Here is a 16,776-nt window from a genome sequence, read left to right as displayed (position 1 = left end):
CCAACTGCCAACCACCAACTGCCAACTGCCAACTGCCAACTGCCAACTGCCAACTGCCAACTGCCAACTGACTAATGACTCTTGACTGATCGATGCGTTACTAATTCTTGAACTTTGTCAACTGCATAGTCAAGCAACAAACCAGTTAAGCCAATTACAAACACCGCTAAAAATACCGAACTTAGATTCAAACGACTCCATTCATCCCACACAAAAAAGCCAATTCCCACACCGCCTGTCAGCATTTCCACTGCCACAATCACCAGCCAAGCAATCCCCAAACTAATCCGCAAACCTGTAAAAATATAGGGCAAACTCGCAGGCAAAATTATTTTTGTAATCCGCCTCCATTGCGACATTTCCAACACTCGCGCCACATCCAGATAATCATTGGAAACGCTAGAAACTCCCAGGGCTGTGTTGATAATTGTCGGCCACAAAGACGTGATGAATATGACAAAGATTGCCGACGGATCTGCTAAATTAAAAATTGATAGAGCTATGGGTAGCCAAGCTAGCGGCGACACTGGTTTGAAGATTTGAATCAGTGGATTCAGCGCCATCATTGCTGGTTTCGACATCCCAATCAGAAATCCTACTGGAATCGCCACAACTGCACCCAGTAAAAATCCTAGCAACACCCGCCGCAAACTCGCTAGCAGCAGCCAGCCAATGCCTAAATCTCCGGGCCCGCGCTGATAAAATGGATGCAATATGTAATCTAAATTAGCGATTAACGCTTGATACGGGGTGGGAATCAAATCGCTTTTGAAGCTGGCAACAATCCACCACAAACCAAGAATTCCCAAAAAACCCGCCGCCGGCAACAATACACTATCTCTGATAACAGCGGGTTTTGCTCGTTTCCATGCTGCAACTCCGGCAACTGCGATCGCAGCTAAATTAAGTTGTATTGACATTTTATTCTCCTTCAGAGTCAGGGCAGGTACAAGAATCTTGAACAATACCAACCTGAGACACTGATGAAGTCAAACTATCTATGTGAAGACAAGTTGACTCTTCAGTCTCTTCTCAATGCCGACGAAGTTAGCTGACGGGCTAGGACTGAGAGATGTCCTTCTCCTTAGATTTCCAAATCAAAAATTACATTCAAATTTGGCAATTTTTAACTTTGGCTTGTTAAATCTGTGGAGATTTGCCCCGAAAATTGGTTCCTCCGCTCCAGCGATACGCTAGTCTTTGCAACTTGTGCGATCGCGCAACACTGGATTAGGCTTGACTTTTTTAGTCAATTTTACTTAAACTATCACAAGCCTCTAATCTTGTCAATATATCTTTAAAAGTATATATTGGCTCTTTTAGATACTTTAGATTTTACCAACCAATGTTTCTTCCCTTTTCCCTCTTCCCTCTTCCTTCTTCCCTCTTCCTTCTTCCTTCTTCCTTCTTCCTTCTTCCCTCTTCCCTCTTCCCTCTTCCTTCTTCCTTCTTCCTTCAAATCAAAAACCGAATAGTTATATAAACAGCCGCAGCCACCAATTGCAAAGCCATCACAGGAAGCCCGTAACGCAGAAAAGTTTGAAAAGAAATCCGACGCCCGTGCAGTTCAGAAACTCCCGCCGCCACTATATTAGAAGAAGCTCCTACCAAAGTGCCATTTCCCCCCAAAGTTGCTCCGTACATCATCGCATAAAATAGCGGTAGCACCGCAGGTGGAAACTGCCCTGCAAAATCTGGAGCCAGCACCTCTGCCGGTGCGAGTCCGACATTCACAACATACTGTTTTAGCAGCGGTACCATCGCCACCACCAGCGGAATATTTGGCACTACACTCGACATCAAACCCACGAAAAACAACAAAGCTAAAGAACCCAGAAAAATATTTTTACCTAAAATAGCTGCTAAAATTCCCGACATACTGCCGATGATTCCGGTTTTTTCCAAGCCGCCAATTAGGACAAATATCGACATAAAAAATAACAGCGTACTCCAATCTAAATCCCGCAAAATATTGTTAACTGAATCAATTTTTGAATGGTGAGCCAACAGCATTGCTAAAGCAGCCCCTAACAAAGCAACCGCTGCCGGTGAAATTGGTATGGGCAGAGACTCTCCTACTACAAAAAATGTCAGCACGAAAGCTATAATTAAGCCACCCACTGCTAAGATTCGCGGGTGATTAATTGTTGGATGCGGCAAATGTTCCAAATCATCTAATTCTTTGTGCCAAATTTCGCGGAACAGCCAAGGCAGAATTACTAATATCACTCCTACGGCGATCGCCCCACCCAAACTTAACTTTACCAGGTAATCAGCAAAACTCATGTTAATCGCATCGCCGACAATGAATGTAGCCGGATCTCCCACGATTGTCAGCAGTCCCGAACTGTTAGCTACAAATACCATTAAAATCAGCAACGGCACAAAATCTACACCGATTTCTTGCGCCATTGGCGGAATTAACGGTGCTAGCAACATGACTGTTGTAGCATTGGGTAAAACTGCACAAATAGGCGTCGTAATTGCGACAATTCCCAGCAAGAGATTTTTGCCTTTGCCTTTGGCCAACAACACCATTTTAGTTGCTAAATAATCAAATACTTTGGTTGGTTCAAAGGATCTCACCATCACCATGACTCCGAAAAATAAGCCCAGGGTTCCGTGACTGCGACCGATATATTCGATCGCATCCTTTAACGTCATCACGTGGGTAAACACCAGAATCAGCGCTCCCAGGAATGCCGCAATTGTGAGGTGTATCCATTCTGTAATTATTAAGAAAACTACACCGATAAATGTTGCCACAGCGATCGCAGCTTGCACGTTTTCCATTGAGTCCCCTGACAAAATTAAAACTTAAAAATTCCCAACTCTCGGTTTGAGGAATTATACTACTTTATGGCTATTATGTCAATAAGTTTAAGTGCTATTTTTGGCACTAACAAGCTGGGATCTAGTCATCAATAGAGCTCCGGCATAGGGAAAAAATTACATCAAAACTACTTCTTTTGGCTCTGTCGCGATCGCCCGAAGTTTGGTATGGCGATCGGGCGATCGTTCGACTACAATGAAGCATGGGCAACATCTGCCAAACTCAACCCCCACGCAGACATCATGGACTACAGCCAAGTGCTCGCCGACAAAACCGATACTATCGTCAAAAACTGGATTGCAGCAGTACGTCAGGACAGAAAAATTGATACTGCTGACGCCTTACCGCACTCAGCAATAGAAGATCACATACCTCACCTGTTGGCGGCGATGGCCACAGTGCTTTCTCAATATCAAAACAGCGACATAAAAGTAATAATTGAAGCCAGTTTAGAACACGGATTTCTCAGAGCAGAACAAGGCTACGACGCCGCAGAAGTAGCCCGGGAATACCACTTATTGCGTCAAGTAATATTCTCCCACTTAGAAGCAGAATTGCTAGCAGGAACCACCGCCGAAGTATTCAGAGCTTTTCGGCTCATAGATGCCGTAGTAGACGAAGCAATTGCCCAGTGTTTCGATAGCTACGTCGCTCAGAGGTTGCGGGAACTCGAACAAATCCAAACTCAGTTAAAACTCACCAATCAAGAACTCTCTCGCCTCGTCAGCGTCAACCAAGAAAACGTCTACCATTTAGCTCACGAACTCAAAACTCCCCTCAACTCAATTATCGGTTATTCCGAACTGTTTTTGCGCCAAGAAAAATGGCAATCCGAAATCAAAGATACCCTCCCCGGCAGCGAACACATTGAGCGAGTATTGCGTAACGGCAGACAGTTGCTGCGCGTGATTAACGACGCCCTAGAACTTTCTCGCGCCGACAGCGGAAAAATTAAACTTCACCTGCGGCAAACTAATGTACGATCTGTAATTAACACCGTAGTAGAAATGATGCAGCCCATGGCTGATGCTAAAGGATTAAAGCTCGCAGTTACCAGCGACTGCGCCCCAAAACAAGTAATCGCCGACTCTCAGCGGCTGCAACAAATTGTCACAAACCTGCTGAGCAATGCCATTCGCTATACAGAATCTGGTAGCATTGAATTAAGTTGCCACCGTGCTGGAGAAGCAAATTGGGCGATCGCAATTACAGATACCGGCATCGGCATCGCCCCCGCAGATACCAACCGCATATTTGACCCCTTCTTTCAAGCAGGAGAAGCCGGCAAACCGCACTTTTCCCCCGACAGCACAGGCCTGGGATTAGCAATAGTATCGCGGCTCGTTACACTGCTGCAAGGTAAAATAGAGCTAGAATCAGAAATAGGAGTCGGCTCAACTTTTACCGTGATTCTGCCCCTAGAAGTTAAAATTCTTCAAGAAGTAAGCTAAACATTAAGTTCAAATTTGTACATCCGAAAATCCTATGCCCGCAGCCAACCTTAGCCCTTCCACAACCGCCTTTCCCCTCACCGCCGTAGTCGGGCAAGAAGCCATCAAATTAGCCCTACTTTTAGCAGCAGTCGATCCCGGATTGGGAGGAGTTGCGATCGCAGGACGCCGCGGTACCGCAAAATCAGTAATGGCCCGCGCCTTGCATTCCCTACTCCCACCAATTGAAATTGTCAAAGACTCTTTCTGCAACGCCGAACCTGATGAAATTCTTGTAGAAAATGCCTCTTCTTTATTAGAAGAAAGCGGGCAAGAGTTAGCAGAAGCAAGCGGGCAAGAGTTAGCAGAAGCAAGCGGGCAAGATGCCCACGCCACCGATACTAATTCCCCAAATACAGAAATAATTGCCACACCATTTATTCAAATTCCCTTGGGTGTCACCGAAGACAGACTCTTAGGTTCCGTCGATGTCGAACAATCAGTAAGATTCGGTCAAACTGTATTTCAAGCAGGACTCTTAGCCCAAGCAAATCGAGGCGTACTTTATGTAGACGAAATTAACCTCCTCGATGACAATATTTCCAACCAATTACTCACAGTATTAACCGAAGGTCGCAACCAAATAGAACGCGAAGGCATCAGCTTCCAACACCCTTGCAAACCTCTATTCATCGCCACCTACAACCCCGAAGAAGGGCCGCTCAGAGAACATTTGCTCGATCGCATCGCGATCGTCCTTTCCGCCGACGCAGCACTCGAACTACAAGAAAGAGTCTATGCAGTAGAACAAGCTTTATCCTACTCCAGCTCCCCCCAACAATTCCTCAGTCAATACGCCGAAGACACCGACAACCTCAAAACCCAAATCATCCTCGCCAGAGAATGGCTCAAAGATGTCACCATCAGCCGCGAACAAATTGCCTACTTAGTAGAAGAAGCCATCCGCGGCGTAGTTCAGGGACACCGCGCCGAAATATTCGCAGTCCGAGTCGCCAAAGCCTGCGCCGCCATTGAGGGACGCACAGCAGTTAACGCCGAAGATTTGCGCCGCGCCGTAGAATTAGTCATCGTACCCCGCGCCACCGTCATCCAAACTCCCCCAGACGAAAACTCACCTCCTCCTCCCCCGCCACCACCGCCACAAAAACAGCAGTCAGAACAAGAACAAGACGAACCCGAAAACGAACAAGAAGACGAAGAAGACCAAGAGGATGAAGACAAACCGGAACCTGAAGAAGAACCAGAAAAAGATACCATTCCCGAAGAATTTCTGTTCGACCCCGAAGGCGTAATTCTCGACCCCGACGTGCTATTCTTCGCCCAATCCGCCAACCGCCAAGGCAAATCGGGCAGCAGAACCACCATTTTCTCCGAAGATAGAGGCCGTTATGTCAAGCCAATGTTGCCCAAAGGCCCCGTCCGCCGCATCGCCGTTGACGCGACTCTCCGCGCCGCCGCACCCTACCAAAAAGCCCGCCGCCAAAAGAATTCAGACCAGGAACCCACGGCGAGTTCTAGCCCAAATCGAGAAAAGCGCGTATTTGTGGAACAGGGAGATATTCGGGCGAAGCGCTTGGCCAGAAAAGCTGGAGCTCTAGTCGTCTTTGTCGTGGATGCTTCCGGTTCGATGGCCCTCAATCGGATGCAGTCGGCGAAAGGTGCGGTGATGCAGCTACTTACGGAAGCTTATCAAAGTCGTGACCAAGTTGCGCTGATTCCCTTTCGCGGAGAACAAGCAGAAGTATTACTGCCGCCGACTCGCTCGATAGCCTTGGCCCGCAAGCGTTTGGAACGGTTGCCCTGCGGCGGCGGTTCCCCCCTCGCCCACGGTTTGACGCAAGCGGTTCGCGTGGGAGTTAACGCGCGGCAGTCTGGAGATATTGGTCAAGTGGCGATTGTTGCCATTACCGACGGACGCGGTAATATTCCTTTGGCTCGTTCTTTGGGCGAACCGATTTTAGATGGCGAAAAGCCGGATATTAAAAAGGAATTGTTGGAAATTGCTGCCAAAATTCGCGGCTTGGGAATGCAGTTGCTGGTGATTGATACTGAGAGTAAATTTATTTCGACCGGTTTTGCGAAGGAGTTGGCCAAGACTTCTGGCGGGAAATACTATCATTTGCCGAAAGCTTCCGAACAGTCGATCGCAGCTATGACTAAAAATGCTCTACGTGACGCGATCGGCTAAAATTCTTAAATCGAGATTCCATCGGCATTTTTGAGGACACGGGCATCCCGCCTGTGTTCCCTCTACGGTCAACAATCAAAACTCTAATTTTTAACTCTCAACCCGCCCACAAACGGTTACCAGCCCCCAATTTTAGACCAAAGTTCAAGCTCCCAGATTCATCTATGGAGTTAATTTAAAATTCTTCAATCTAAAATTCTTCAATCTAAAATCTAAAATCGACTGACTTTCCGGCGAGTCACCACCAGCGAACCCACAACCAAACCCAACCCACCTAGCATTGAAGGCTCAGGAATTTTGACAGGACTCGAAACCGGAATTACCCTTCCCGGATTCGGACTTGGCGAACTTCTACCTGGGTTCGGCCCGCCAACTTGAGCCAAAAACAAATTTTCTAAACCCGATGATTTGGGAGCTATCGAAACTGCGTGAAAATCAGATGCAGTGGCAGCTTTGCCACCGGAAATAACGGCGGCGGCAACCAAGAAAATTCCGGCTACTGATGGGGAAAATTTGCGAGCAAAAAAGGTGGGCATTAGAGATTACCTGTTTAGCATTTTGTCGATCGATCTAAATAATTTCACGATTAATTTTCTTTAGATACCTTGTCTAGACCACTTTTGCAACCAACCCAACCGATTTAATATTTTAGATGATTATTGAGGTTTGCTGTCCCTAGTTTCCACTAAGTCCCAAATCAAAAACCTCAAATCAACCGTTGCCCCAGCCTCAAGCATATCGTCCTCAATTACGACTCTACCACGATTTGTAACGATGCAATAGGGCGATTTCCTTCCGAGACAACAGCGACACCCCACAGACTTGTACGCAGTCAATCATAAACAATCATTCCCTGCTTTGAAGTGATCTCATCCCCATTCTTTATCAAATCTTTAAACTACTTCAGGTTTTGTCAACAGAGTGTAAAGCTGTCAAAATAGAGGTAGCAACTCTCAGCCAAAATTAGGTAAATCCTCGTGAGTAACACCAGCAACTTCCGCGAAGCCGTGCGCGAGGCCAAAAACCACGCGCTGGTAGGCCCCAACGTCATCTCCAACGCCCTGCCCTTCGTGGGCGGGGGACTTGTCTTAACTGCTGTCGGCACCTACGGTGGCCTCGGAGTGATTCGCAACTATCCCGGGATCTTCTTTCCTACGTTTATTGGCGCGATCGTCCTAGAATTAATTTTGTTCTTCGTCGCTCGCGGTGCCGCTGAACAAGGCAACAAAAACACCGCCTTGCCCCTGCTGGCAACCTACAGCCTGCTTTCCGGCTACACCCTCAGCGGATTGGTGTCTGTAGCCCTCAGAAACCAAGGAGTCGGCATTGCCGGCATCGGTTTTGCAGCCCTCGGCTGCGGCATTACTTTCATCGCCGCCCGCCAAATTGGCTCCAACTTGTCGGAAACAGACGGCATGGCCCTCACCAAAACTATCAGTTTAGGCGTGATTGCTTTGTTAGTCGTCGTTGGCGGTCAATTTCTGCTGTCGCTTTTCGGCGTCTACACCCCAACCTGGTTGGAAATAGGCATTTCTGGCATCGGCGTGTTTATCTTTGCTGGCGCTGCGATTGTAGACTTTTACATTCTGCCCCGCAGCTACCGCGACGACCAATATTTGCCCGCCGCTTTGTCGATGTACTTGACCTACATCAACTTGTTCATCTTTATTCTGCGCCTGATGATTGCTCTCAACGGCCGCGATTAATCATTGCAAGTTTAGCTTAAAAAAAACCGCAGCGCGATCGACATCCGGCTGCGGTTTTTTATTGCCTTGACAATTCCCGCTCAAATCTGCCTTCATCCGCGTTCATCCCCGTTCATCTGCCGTCATCTGCGGTCAAAAAATCTTTCTTAGTATTTATACAAGAACAAGTCAGCAGCAAGCTAAGATTAAGATCGCCACCCACAACTAGGAAAAGTAACAGTGGAAGTTCTAGACATCAAACACAATATCCAAACATTGTCCGATCGACTGGGTACCACCCAGGACTATCTTTGACATCCCCGCACTCACAGCCAAAATCCAAGACTTAGAGCAAATCTGCGCCCAACCAGCATTCTGGGACGACCAAGATAGAGCTCAAGAAACCCTCCAAGAACTGAATGACTTCAAATCTCATTTAGACCAATACCGCGGCTGGCAGACTAGCTTAGAAGACGCTAGAGCTATTTTAGAACTGCTGGAGTTAGACGCAGACGAGTCCCTATTCCAAGAAGCCTCATCGAGTCTTTCTCTGTTAACCCGCGAACTCGACTTGTGGGAACTGCAACAATTACTATCGGGGCCCTACGATGAAGGCGGCGCCGTTTTGACAATTAACGCCGGGGCGGGCGGTACAGATGCTCAAGATTGGGCCGAAATGCTGCTGCGGATGTACACCCGCTGGGGCGAAAGTCAAGGTTACAAAGTACATTTAACAGAAATTTCCGAAGGAGAGGAAGCAGGTGTGAAATCTGCCTCTTTGGAAATTGTCGGCCGCTACGCTTACGGCTACATGAGGTCGGAAAAAGGCACTCACCGCTTGGTCAGAATTTCGCCTTTTAACGCTAATGACAAGCGTCAAACCAGTTTTGCGGGCGTTGAAGTGATGCCGGTACTCGATCGATCTGTTAAGCTGGATATTCCAGAAAAAGATTTGGAAGTCACTACTTCCCGCGCAGGCGGCAAGGGCGGACAAAACGTTAACAAGGTAGAAACGGCCGTCCGCATCGTTCACCTTCCTACTGGTTTGGCTGTCCGCTGCACCGAAGAACGCAGTCAGTTACAAAATAAAGAAAAAGCTCTCGCACTGCTGAAAGCGCGCCTGTTGGTGATTGCGAAGGAACAGCGGGCTTCGGAAATTGCCGAAATTCGGGGCGAAATGGTAGAGGCTGCTTGGGGCCAGCAAATTCGGAATTACGTGTTTCATCCCTATCAAATGGTCAAGGATTTGCGGACTGGAGTGGAAACAACTGCCATCCTAGATGTGATGAATGGCGAATTAGAACCGTTCATTCAAGCTTATTTGCGGCAAGAAAACCAGTTGGTCAGTTGACAGTTGACAGTTGTCAGTTGACAGTTGTCAGTTGACAGTTGACAGTTGTCAGTTGTCAACTGTGAGGACTTCAGTCCGCAAAAAAGCAGGACTAAAGTCCTCACTACGAACCTATTTTCTGGTATGATTTTGGGGTTTTGGTCGATCGTCCGACATCCAACAGGTCGCGCCGTCAAAACCTTGATATGATAAAACTTGATCTAACGAACCACAGGAGAAAGAATGACCCAAGTTGTAATCGGCGAAAATGAAGGGATTGAGTCAGCCCTACGACGGTTTAAGCGACAAGTTTCCAAAGCGGGTATTTTCCCCGACATGAGAAAGCACCGCCACTTTGAAACCCCCTTGGAAAAGCAGAAGCGCAAAGCTATTGCCAGAAGGACTAAGAGACGCTTCCACCGCAACAACAAACCCTAGAATTAGCACTAAATTGATTCGGCACATATAATGCCTTGCGATTCTAGTACCGCAGCGACTCGGAGAATCACCGCTTCGCTGTAGGGAGCACCGATAATTTGTACTCCCAAGGGCAAAGCGCCGGGCCGCTGTACGGGCACGCAAAGAACGGGTAAGCCTATAAATGATAGGGGTTGGGTGAACAGTCCCAGATTGGGACGCACTAATATTTCTTGTCCGGCGATGACCATTTTCTCGACGCCAATTTCAGGAGCCGCGATCGGGGTTGCGGGTGCGAGAATGATATCTGTATGTTGGAATATTTCGCGAATTCGATCGCGATACCACTGTCTAAATCTCTGCGCTTGCACGTACCAAGTCGCAGGAATCAGGGTTCCAGCCAAAAAACGATCGCGCGTGGCGGGATCGAAGTCTTGAGGGCGCGTCCGCAAATTTTCCAAATGCAAGTTTCCCCCCTCGCAAGCCGTAATTATAAATGCCGCCGCCCTCGCGCGATCGGATTCCGGTATACTGACAGTTTCAAGCCCCCCGATTATTGGGGGGTTTGTTGTTATTTTTCCTATCTCAATACCACAATTCAAGACATTTGTCAAGGCATTGGCAACTATTTCTACAGCAGCCATTGCTTCCGGTTCGGCCCCTGTGGCGAAATACCCGTCAGCAACAGCAATTCGCAATCCTGCGATACCTTGATTTAACTGTGGCGAACAAAGTTCCGGCGGGCGTTGAGTGCAAACTGGATCGCGATCGTCCGGGCCTTGTAGGATATCATACAGCAGCGCCATGTCTCGGATCGATCGCCCAAACGGCCCCACACAATCCAAACTACTCGAAAATAAATAAGCGCCAGCCCTTGACAAACGGCCGTAAGTAGGCTTAAACCCAAACACACCGCACAAAGCAGCGGGCACGCGGATGGAACCGTTAGTATCGGAACCGAGGGTGATGGGTACTAAACCCGCAGCCACCGCAGCCGCCGAACCCCCACTCGAACCGCCGGCGATGCGCGCAGTATCGCGGGGATTTCGAGTTGGGCCGTAGTGGCTGTTTTCCGTGACGAAACCGTAGGCGTACTCATCCATGTTGACAGTGCCTATGAGGATTGCACCAGCTTGTTTGAGTCGGGCGACCGCCGCCGCGTCCTGGGTAGCGGGAGGATTGTCAGCGTTGATTTTTGACCCGGCTAGGGTGGTAATTCCGCTGACATCGAACAGGTTTTTGACTGCGAAGGGAACGCCTGCTAGTGGGCCTGGATTTTCGTTACGTGCGATCGCATTATCTATCTTTTCGGCTGCTGCGATCGCACTTTCTGCGGTGATGGCTGTAAAGCAATTGAGTGTTTTATCTCGATCGGCAATTCGTTCTAAAGCAGCGGTAACAACTGCTGTCGCTGTAATTTTACCACTTTTAACCGCCGATGCTGTGGCGACTGCATCCGCTCCTGCTAAAAATTTGCCTTTATCTGCGTTCATCTGTGTTCATCTGCCTACATCTGCGGTTAACAATCAAGGTTCAAACACTGGTGCAGCTTCGATTTCCGGTGGCAGGGGGAATTCGGTAACGAGTTGGGCGATCGCAGCTATCCTCTCGAAGTTTACCACAACGCCGGGACGATGTTCGGGGTTGAGCGGTAGGTTGATTAGTTCGGAAGTGCGATCGACATATTCTTCTATATTTATCATTTATTTTTCGTTGTTAGTATGGGAGTGCGATCGATTATTGTATTGTAAGTGCGATCGGGCTGTCAGTTGTTATTGCTCAGTTTTTTGTATTCCTCGGATTCTCTGATATCATCTAAAGGAGATTTGGGCTCTAGTGGTTCATCAGGACAAAACTTTATAGATGTCTGCGTTTCCCCAGACTTTAAATTTTTATTAACTTCGATTTGAACCTTTCCTTTTTTCCAACCCTTAGAACCAATTTTGAGGACTTGACAATCGATTCCTTCTTTAGGGGAGTTCCAGTTTATATCCCCTCCAGGAATTATTGTTTCTTCGTTAAGCCGCAGCTCGTTCATCCAATTTATTATTGTTATACCCGAGCAATGTTTAGTCGATTGTATACGATCAATCCGAAGTATCTCACTCAACTTGCTAGCGGCTAGCTCTTTCAACCGACGCACCGTAAAAGTAGCTTTGCCCAATAACAAAACATCATCATTGCCGTCTAGTCTCTCATAGCTTCTATTGATTTCAACTTTTTCGTCCATTTTATTTTACAAAATTCTGGCTGTTCCTATTTAATACCATTTCAAGGTATGTGAGTCAAGGTGGTCAACAAAATAAATTAACTCTCGCACTTTTTCAACTCAAACATTGACAGTTTCCCGCAACTTCTCCCCGGCGACATCCAGAGTCAGCAAATCAAAATCCTCAGCATCCATTAATTCCTTCACCTTCTCAAAAATCTCAACCTCCGCATCCTCCTGGTCTGTCAGTTTATCATAAAAATAAGGATCAGTAAACCACTGTTCAAACGCTATCATTAACAATCCATTAGGCGAAAGTTCAAACCGCCAATATTTAGAAACTCTGTCATCAACCACTTCAAACATCGGTGCAGGATTATGGATGGGATAATAGCTATAATTATCATCACAGATATAATACCAAACAGTTCCTTTCCATTCTCGGATAGCATAAACAACATATTCCTTGTCTATTGTTAGTGGTAACTCGACTTTTCGAGTGTAACCGCGTGGCGGATCTATATAATTTTCAGGAAGACATTCACCCGTCTTAGCAATGCAACGAATTTTCATAACTTGATTACCTACAGATTTTTAGGTGCTGTTTTGGGATACTGTCGCTTGAACTTAAACTCCACCTTTTGAAGATTCTGACTGTTTTGCAACCAATGGACTTGTACAGAAGCTCCATTAATTTCAAAAGCCTCAATGCTTGTCATTTTATCCCAATCTTCAGGATTTCCGCCATAAATAGCAATAAGTCTCGGCGCATCCCCCAATAATCTATCTGTACCGCAATGAATTACTATGCAATTACCAGCCTTAGCATCTTGCAGAAGCAGTTGCTCTGGCAAATTTCTCGGACTCTCATCGGGAATAGCACCTTGATTCATAATTTAACAGTTTTAGATGTTATTTGTCAAACACCATGAAAACAATTTTTTCCGGGTACAGTTTCCGCCAGCAACTTCCCCCGCGAAATCACATACCGAACCGCCGGCCGCCTCCTAATTGCATCGTAACAGCTATCAGCATCCAACACAATTAAATTAGCCGGCTTCCCCACATCGATTCCGTAACTTTTATCTCCCAAATTTAAAGTTTTAGCACCGCTTGCAGTCACCATATTAAAACAAGCTTCAATCTCAGACATCCCCGTCATCTGACAAACATGAACCGCCATGTGAGCGACATCCAACATATTCCCAGTACCCAAACTGTACCACGGATCTTGCACGCAGTCATGCCCCAAACTCACATTCAATCCATGCTGCCACAACTCCTTAACCCGCGTCACCCCGCGACGTTTTGGATAGGTATCCGCGCGGCCTTGCAGGGTGATATTAATTAAAGGATTAGCGATGAAATTGATGCGCGATTTTTGCAAGATTCCCATCAGCTTAAAGGCATAAGCATTGTTGTAAGAACCGAAGGCAGTCGTGTGACTCGCCGTCACCCGCGAACCCGCACCTGTTCTAATCGCATAAGCTGCCACTACCTCCAAAAACCTCGATTGTTCATCATCTATTTCATCGCAGTGAATATCAATTAACTTATTGTATTTTTCCGCAAGTTCAAAAATTCTCTCAACAGACTGCACCCCATCCTCCCGCGTCAACTCATAATGCGGAATTCCGCCCACAGCATCCGCACCCATATCGAGAGCTTTCTCTAAAAGTTGGTCATTTCCCGAACTCCCATAAATTCCGTCTTGGGGAAAAGCTACAACTTGCAAAGTCATCCAATCTTTGACTTGTTCCCGCACTTCCAAAAGTCCTTGCAAAGCTGTCAGCGTTGGTTCGCTAACATCAGCATGACTCCTGACAAACAAAATCCCTTGCGACGCTTGCAGCTTTAAAGTTTCAATCGCCCGTTTTTTGACATCATCCAGAGTTAAACCTTGCTTTCGTTCCCCCCAAATTTGAATTCCCTCGAACAAAGTGCCGCTTTGATTCCATCGCGGTTCCCCCGCAGTCAAGGCAGAATCGAGATGAATGTGCGACTCCACAAACGGAGGACTAACTAAATTGCCTTCAATGTTGATTTCGCGTTCGCCCAATCCTGAAATGCGGGGCGACACCGCAACTATTGTATCATCATCGATCGCAATATCTACCGTTGCGCGATCGCCCGCTCCCAACAAACGACATTCCCGCAGAACTATGCTATACTTTTGTTCAGACATGGCCTGTTTACTCAATTGTTCGTAGTAAGGACGACCGTCCTATCTTAAATCTGAGTATGTAAGTTTTGTCAGACAATCTCAAATTCCAGATTGTAGCTTTTCACCAAATCAAAGCTAAAATGGTCAACCACATTAGTATCACTCAATTCCAGATTATAAAAATCCACAAAATCAGCATCAAAATAAGGCCCAGCGTGCCAAGTTCCCACATCTAACTTAATAAAACAACTACCCGGAATCCGAAAAGCAACAATATCCTCCAAACTCGGTTTATCCCTATCTCCAGGAGGCGCAACCGCCATCAACCAATCCTTCCCATCCAGAGAACCCAAACACTGAGTACATTCAACGTGCCGCGTAATCTTACCAAACTTGCGACCTTTCTCATGCAGCCGCATAATGTAAAATCTAGGAATACCATTTTGCAAATTTAACCGAGCATCCTCATCATCAAAAGACTTACCATCAACACTCGCAGAAATAACTTGACCGTAACTCCGAAAATTATCCCTAGTCACCGATTGCGCAAACAACCGCTTAGTCGAAATTGATTCGCTCATAAATCCCAACATCCCTAGCTTTCTCTGTCAGAAATATTCTAATATAAATAGTAAGATCATATTATTTAGACCTCAATCTCATCCCAAAACAGACCAGGCGACTTATCCCCCAAGAAACTTAATTAATTTACTGCCAAATCACCACAAAAATCATCTATCTTCCTCTTCCCTTCTTTCTCTTCCTTCGCTAACTTCGCGCCTTCGCGGTTCGTTAAAATTATATTATTTGAGCCATATCGCCCAAAACACCCTTACAATCACGCATCAGCACACTGCTGCAAAAAACGAGCCGGAATATCAGGGCGAGCACCCCAGTGCAAATGCAAATAAGCAGCGTGTACCCGACAAACCCCCCAACCTTCAGCAACCGCCTCAACTTCCCCCCGCTTCCCATACCTCCAACTGTGATAAACTGGATTAGTCGGTTCGATCGTTAAATGCGATCGATGAAACTCATGTCCCCAAACCCCATCCCCCGCAATTAACACCGAACTATCCCTCACCGCCACAGCCTCGCGGTATCCCAAAGTCAAGCGCTTTCCCATCGCAGCCGAAGCCGGCAACACACCCACCCCTTGCCAAGAATTCCCATCAAAGTCTACAATCGAATCGCACAAGTACATCAAACCGCCACACTCCGCGTAAGTCGGCATTCCCGAAACAATCGCACTTCTGACAGCATCCCGAATTAAAACATTACCGCTCAATTCCTCAGCAAACACTTCGGGAAAACCACCACCAAAATACAACCCTTGCACATTGTCAGGAAACACCGAGTCATCCAGGGGACTCCAAAACACCAACTCGGCACCCAACTCTTCCAACAAATCAAGATTGTCCTGATAATAAAAATTAAAAGCCCGATCGCGCGCAACTGCAACTCGCACCGAAAACTTTCTGCCCAAACAGTTGACAACATCATCTTTTTGAGTTATAATTCCCGAAGGGAGACAGTGCCTACCCAAAAGTTGCTCAGACCCCTCACCCCCCCCATTGGGAGTCGCAGCCAACAAGGGCAAAAGTTGCTCCCAGTCAAAACTAACGGCAGCCAAATCAGCCAATTTATCGATCGCACTGTGAAGATGCGGCAACTCCTCAGCCGGAATCAAACCCAAATGCCGATCGGGAATAGTCACAGCCTCATCCCTACGCAAAACGCCTAAAATCGGTAAATTAAGCGGTTTGAGAGCATCCGTAAGCAACTCCAAATGTCGATCGCTCGCCACCCGATTCAGCACCAAACCAGCGAATTTCAGGTCAGGGTTAAAAGAACGAAAACCGTGGGCGATCGCAGCCACAGAACCAGAAAGCCGGCTGCAATCTATCACAAACAATACCGGCAAATTCAGCAAATAAGCAACATGAGCCGTAGAAGCAAACGAAATAGAATAATGTTCTTTTCCTTCTACCTTCTTAACATCCGTTACATCCGCTACAAAATCCGTTGCCGAACCCTGCTTCCGAGAAACTCCATCAAATAAACCCATTACCCCTTCAACCAAGGCACAATCGACATCTTGAATATGACGATCAAAACACTTTTTCACATAAGATTCAGACGTTAATACCGGGTCTAAATTCCGACAAGGGCGGCCCGTGACAAAAGCATGAAACATCGGGTCAATGTAATCCGGGCCCACCTTAAAAGATTGCACATTCAAGCCGCGGCGGATTAAATAAGCTAAAATGGCGATCGTTACAGTAGTCTTTCCCGCACCGCTGCGTTCACCAGCAATTACTAAAGTCATAGTTCTAGTTAGTTACAATAAATAATAGAATTTAACTGCAAGTATTCCCTCTCAATTATTGAAATTATCTGCGTTAATCTCCGTTAATCTGTCTTGGATCTGCGGTTGACCGGCTCTATCAAAAAAGTAGGGCAGACATTGCCTACCCCACTTAATATTAACTCAATTCC

The 16,776-nt window shown here is 46.8% G+C and carries 17 protein-coding genes and 1 riboswitch; of the genes, 5 read left to right on the top strand and 12 right to left on the bottom strand.

Translation table 11 applies throughout. The features are described 5' to 3' along the window. Nucleotides 1-71: 71 nt before the first annotated feature. The 3 genes from ntrB to QUB68_RS06575 all read right to left on the bottom strand — a co-directional run bounded on the left by ntrB (nt 72) and on the right by QUB68_RS06575 (nt 2,793). The gene (ntrB, locus tag QUB68_RS06585) at nt 72-920 is read right to left on the bottom strand and encodes a nitrate ABC transporter permease (protein WP_332990543.1); all 849 of its coding nucleotides are present in this window, start codon (nt 918-920) and stop codon (nt 72-74) included. Between the two features lie 101 nt (nt 921-1,021). After that, a riboswitch (cyclic di-AMP (ydaO/yuaA leader) is annotated at nt 1,022-1,215 on the bottom strand. Nucleotides 1,216-1,297: 82 nt separating this feature from the next. After that, nucleotides 1,298-1,459, bottom strand: coding sequence for a hypothetical protein (locus QUB68_RS06580; protein WP_332990542.1), 162 nt, complete (start codon nt 1,457-1,459; stop codon nt 1,298-1,300). Further along, nucleotides 1,456-2,793 carry an SLC13 family permease gene (locus QUB68_RS06575; RefSeq protein WP_332990540.1) on the bottom strand — a complete coding sequence of 446 codons (1,338 nt, stop codon included), beginning with the start codon at nt 2,791-2,793 and terminating at the stop codon, nt 1,456-1,458. The genes QUB68_RS06580 and QUB68_RS06575 overlap by 4 nt, the downstream gene beginning before the upstream one ends. A 207-nt stretch (nt 2,794-3,000) precedes the next feature. Between QUB68_RS06575 and QUB68_RS06570 the strand changes: the two genes are divergently transcribed. Continuing rightward, on the top strand, nt 3,001-4,284 hold the full coding sequence (locus tag QUB68_RS06570; protein ID WP_332990539.1) for a sensor histidine kinase: 1,284 nt from the start codon (nt 3,001-3,003) through the stop codon (nt 4,282-4,284). Nucleotides 4,285-4,318: 34 nt separating this feature from the next. Then, nucleotides 4,319-6,472, top strand: a complete 2,154-nt coding sequence (gene bchD, locus QUB68_RS06565) for a magnesium chelatase ATPase subunit D (RefSeq protein WP_332990537.1) — start codon at nt 4,319-4,321, stop codon at nt 6,470-6,472. A 212-nt stretch (nt 6,473-6,684) separates the two neighbouring features. Here the strand turns inward: bchD and QUB68_RS06560 are convergent, their stop codons facing one another. Next, nucleotides 6,685-7,008: a PEP-CTERM sorting domain-containing protein gene (locus QUB68_RS06560; protein WP_332990536.1), complete on the bottom strand. Its 324-nt coding sequence runs from the start codon at nt 7,006-7,008 to the stop codon at nt 6,685-6,687. A 441-nt stretch (nt 7,009-7,449) separates the two neighbouring features. Between QUB68_RS06560 and QUB68_RS06555 the strand changes: the two genes are divergently transcribed. The 3 genes from QUB68_RS06555 (at nt 7,450) to rpsU (ending at nt 9,925) form a co-directional block, all read left to right on the top strand. Further along, the gene (locus QUB68_RS06555; protein ID WP_332990534.1) at nt 7,450-8,178 is read left to right on the top strand and encodes a Bax inhibitor-1/YccA family protein; all 729 of its coding nucleotides are present in this window, start codon (nt 7,450-7,452) and stop codon (nt 8,176-8,178) included. Nucleotides 8,179-8,397: 219 nt separating this feature from the next. Then, nucleotides 8,398-9,508, top strand: a protein-coding gene (prfB, locus tag QUB68_RS06550; protein WP_332990532.1) for a peptide chain release factor 2 whose coding sequence is annotated in 2 segments (ribosomal slippage) — nt 8,398-8,469 and nt 8,471-9,508 — 1,110 coding nt in all. Because the reading frame shifts where the segments join, the coding sequence is not laid out codon by codon here. A gap of 222 nt (nt 9,509-9,730) precedes the next feature. Beyond that, nucleotides 9,731-9,925, top strand: coding sequence for a 30S ribosomal protein S21 (rpsU, locus tag QUB68_RS06545; protein WP_006632476.1), 195 nt, complete (start codon nt 9,731-9,733; stop codon nt 9,923-9,925). Between the two features lie 8 nt (nt 9,926-9,933). Here the strand turns inward: rpsU and QUB68_RS06540 are convergent, their stop codons facing one another. The 8 genes from QUB68_RS06540 to QUB68_RS06505 all read right to left on the bottom strand — a co-directional run bounded on the left by QUB68_RS06540 (nt 9,934) and on the right by QUB68_RS06505 (nt 16,606). Continuing rightward, nucleotides 9,934-11,397, bottom strand: coding sequence for an AtzE family amidohydrolase (locus tag QUB68_RS06540; protein ID WP_332990530.1), 1,464 nt, complete (start codon nt 11,395-11,397; stop codon nt 9,934-9,936). Between the two features lie 33 nt (nt 11,398-11,430). Beyond that, nucleotides 11,431-11,607: a DUF4089 domain-containing protein gene (locus tag QUB68_RS06535; RefSeq protein ID WP_332990528.1), complete on the bottom strand. Its 177-nt coding sequence runs from the start codon at nt 11,605-11,607 to the stop codon at nt 11,431-11,433. Nucleotides 11,608-11,669: 62 nt separating this feature from the next. Next, on the bottom strand, nt 11,670-12,134 hold the full coding sequence (locus QUB68_RS06530; RefSeq protein ID WP_332990526.1) for a KGK domain-containing protein: 465 nt from the start codon (nt 12,132-12,134) through the stop codon (nt 11,670-11,672). A gap of 99 nt (nt 12,135-12,233) precedes the next feature. After that, the gene (locus tag QUB68_RS06525; protein WP_332990523.1) at nt 12,234-12,686 is read right to left on the bottom strand and encodes a hypothetical protein; all 453 of its coding nucleotides are present in this window, start codon (nt 12,684-12,686) and stop codon (nt 12,234-12,236) included. A gap of 11 nt (nt 12,687-12,697) precedes the next feature. Then, on the bottom strand, nt 12,698-13,006 hold the full coding sequence (locus tag QUB68_RS06520; RefSeq protein WP_332990521.1) for a hypothetical protein: 309 nt from the start codon (nt 13,004-13,006) through the stop codon (nt 12,698-12,700). A gap of 26 nt (nt 13,007-13,032) precedes the next feature. Further along, nucleotides 13,033-14,298, bottom strand: a complete 1,266-nt coding sequence (codA, locus tag QUB68_RS06515; RefSeq protein ID WP_332990520.1) for a cytosine deaminase — start codon at nt 14,296-14,298, stop codon at nt 13,033-13,035. Between the two features lie 68 nt (nt 14,299-14,366). Next, nucleotides 14,367-14,858, bottom strand: a complete 492-nt coding sequence (locus QUB68_RS06510; protein WP_332990518.1) for an ureidoglycolate lyase — start codon at nt 14,856-14,858, stop codon at nt 14,367-14,369. 257 nt (nt 14,859-15,115) lie between these two features. Beyond that, the gene (locus QUB68_RS06505) at nt 15,116-16,606 is read right to left on the bottom strand and encodes a cobyrinate a,c-diamide synthase (protein ID WP_332990517.1); all 1,491 of its coding nucleotides are present in this window, start codon (nt 16,604-16,606) and stop codon (nt 15,116-15,118) included. Nucleotides 16,607-16,776 lie beyond the last annotated feature (170 nt).

Source organism: Microcoleus sp. A006_D1, assembly GCF_036702805.1.
Taxonomy (GTDB): domain Bacteria; phylum Cyanobacteriota; class Cyanobacteriia; order Cyanobacteriales; family Microcoleaceae; genus Microcoleus.
Note: the sequence above shows the minus strand (reverse complement) of the source record. Positions and strands in the feature narration are given on the sequence as shown.

What these genes read in the sequence shown, in the direction of transcription:
- ntrB (WP_332990543.1), bottom strand. Translation starts at nt 920, where the DNA reads ATGTCAATACAACTTAATTTAGCTGCGATCGCAGTTGCCGGAGTTGCA.
- QUB68_RS06575 (WP_332990540.1), bottom strand. Translation starts at nt 2,793, where the DNA reads ATGGAAAACGTGCAAGCTGCGATCGCTGTGGCAACATTTATCGGTGTA.
- QUB68_RS06570 (WP_332990539.1), top strand. Translation starts at nt 3,001, where the DNA reads ATGGCGATCGGGCGATCGTTCGACTACAATGAAGCATGGGCAACATCT.
- bchD (WP_332990537.1), top strand. Translation starts at nt 4,319, where the DNA reads ATGCCCGCAGCCAACCTTAGCCCTTCCACAACCGCCTTTCCCCTCACC.
- QUB68_RS06560 (WP_332990536.1), bottom strand. Translation starts at nt 7,008, where the DNA reads ATGCCCACCTTTTTTGCTCGCAAATTTTCCCCATCAGTAGCCGGAATT.
- rpsU (WP_006632476.1), top strand. Translation starts at nt 9,731, where the DNA reads ATGACCCAAGTTGTAATCGGCGAAAATGAAGGGATTGAGTCAGCCCTA.
- QUB68_RS06540 (WP_332990530.1), bottom strand. Translation starts at nt 11,397, where the DNA reads ATGAACGCAGATAAAGGCAAATTTTTAGCAGGAGCGGATGCAGTCGCC.
- QUB68_RS06535 (WP_332990528.1), bottom strand. Translation starts at nt 11,607, where the DNA reads ATGATAAATATAGAAGAATATGTCGATCGCACTTCCGAACTAATCAAC.
- QUB68_RS06530 (WP_332990526.1), bottom strand. Translation starts at nt 12,134, where the DNA reads ATGGACGAAAAAGTTGAAATCAATAGAAGCTATGAGAGACTAGACGGC.
- QUB68_RS06525 (WP_332990523.1), bottom strand. Translation starts at nt 12,686, where the DNA reads ATGAAAATTCGTTGCATTGCTAAGACGGGTGAATGTCTTCCTGAAAAT.
- QUB68_RS06520 (WP_332990521.1), bottom strand. Translation starts at nt 13,006, where the DNA reads ATGAATCAAGGTGCTATTCCCGATGAGAGTCCGAGAAATTTGCCAGAG.
- codA (WP_332990520.1), bottom strand. Translation starts at nt 14,298, where the DNA reads ATGTCTGAACAAAAGTATAGCATAGTTCTGCGGGAATGTCGTTTGTTG.
- QUB68_RS06510 (WP_332990518.1), bottom strand. Translation starts at nt 14,858, where the DNA reads ATGAGCGAATCAATTTCGACTAAGCGGTTGTTTGCGCAATCGGTGACT.
- QUB68_RS06505 (WP_332990517.1), bottom strand. Translation starts at nt 16,606, where the DNA reads ATGACTTTAGTAATTGCTGGTGAACGCAGCGGTGCGGGAAAGACTACT.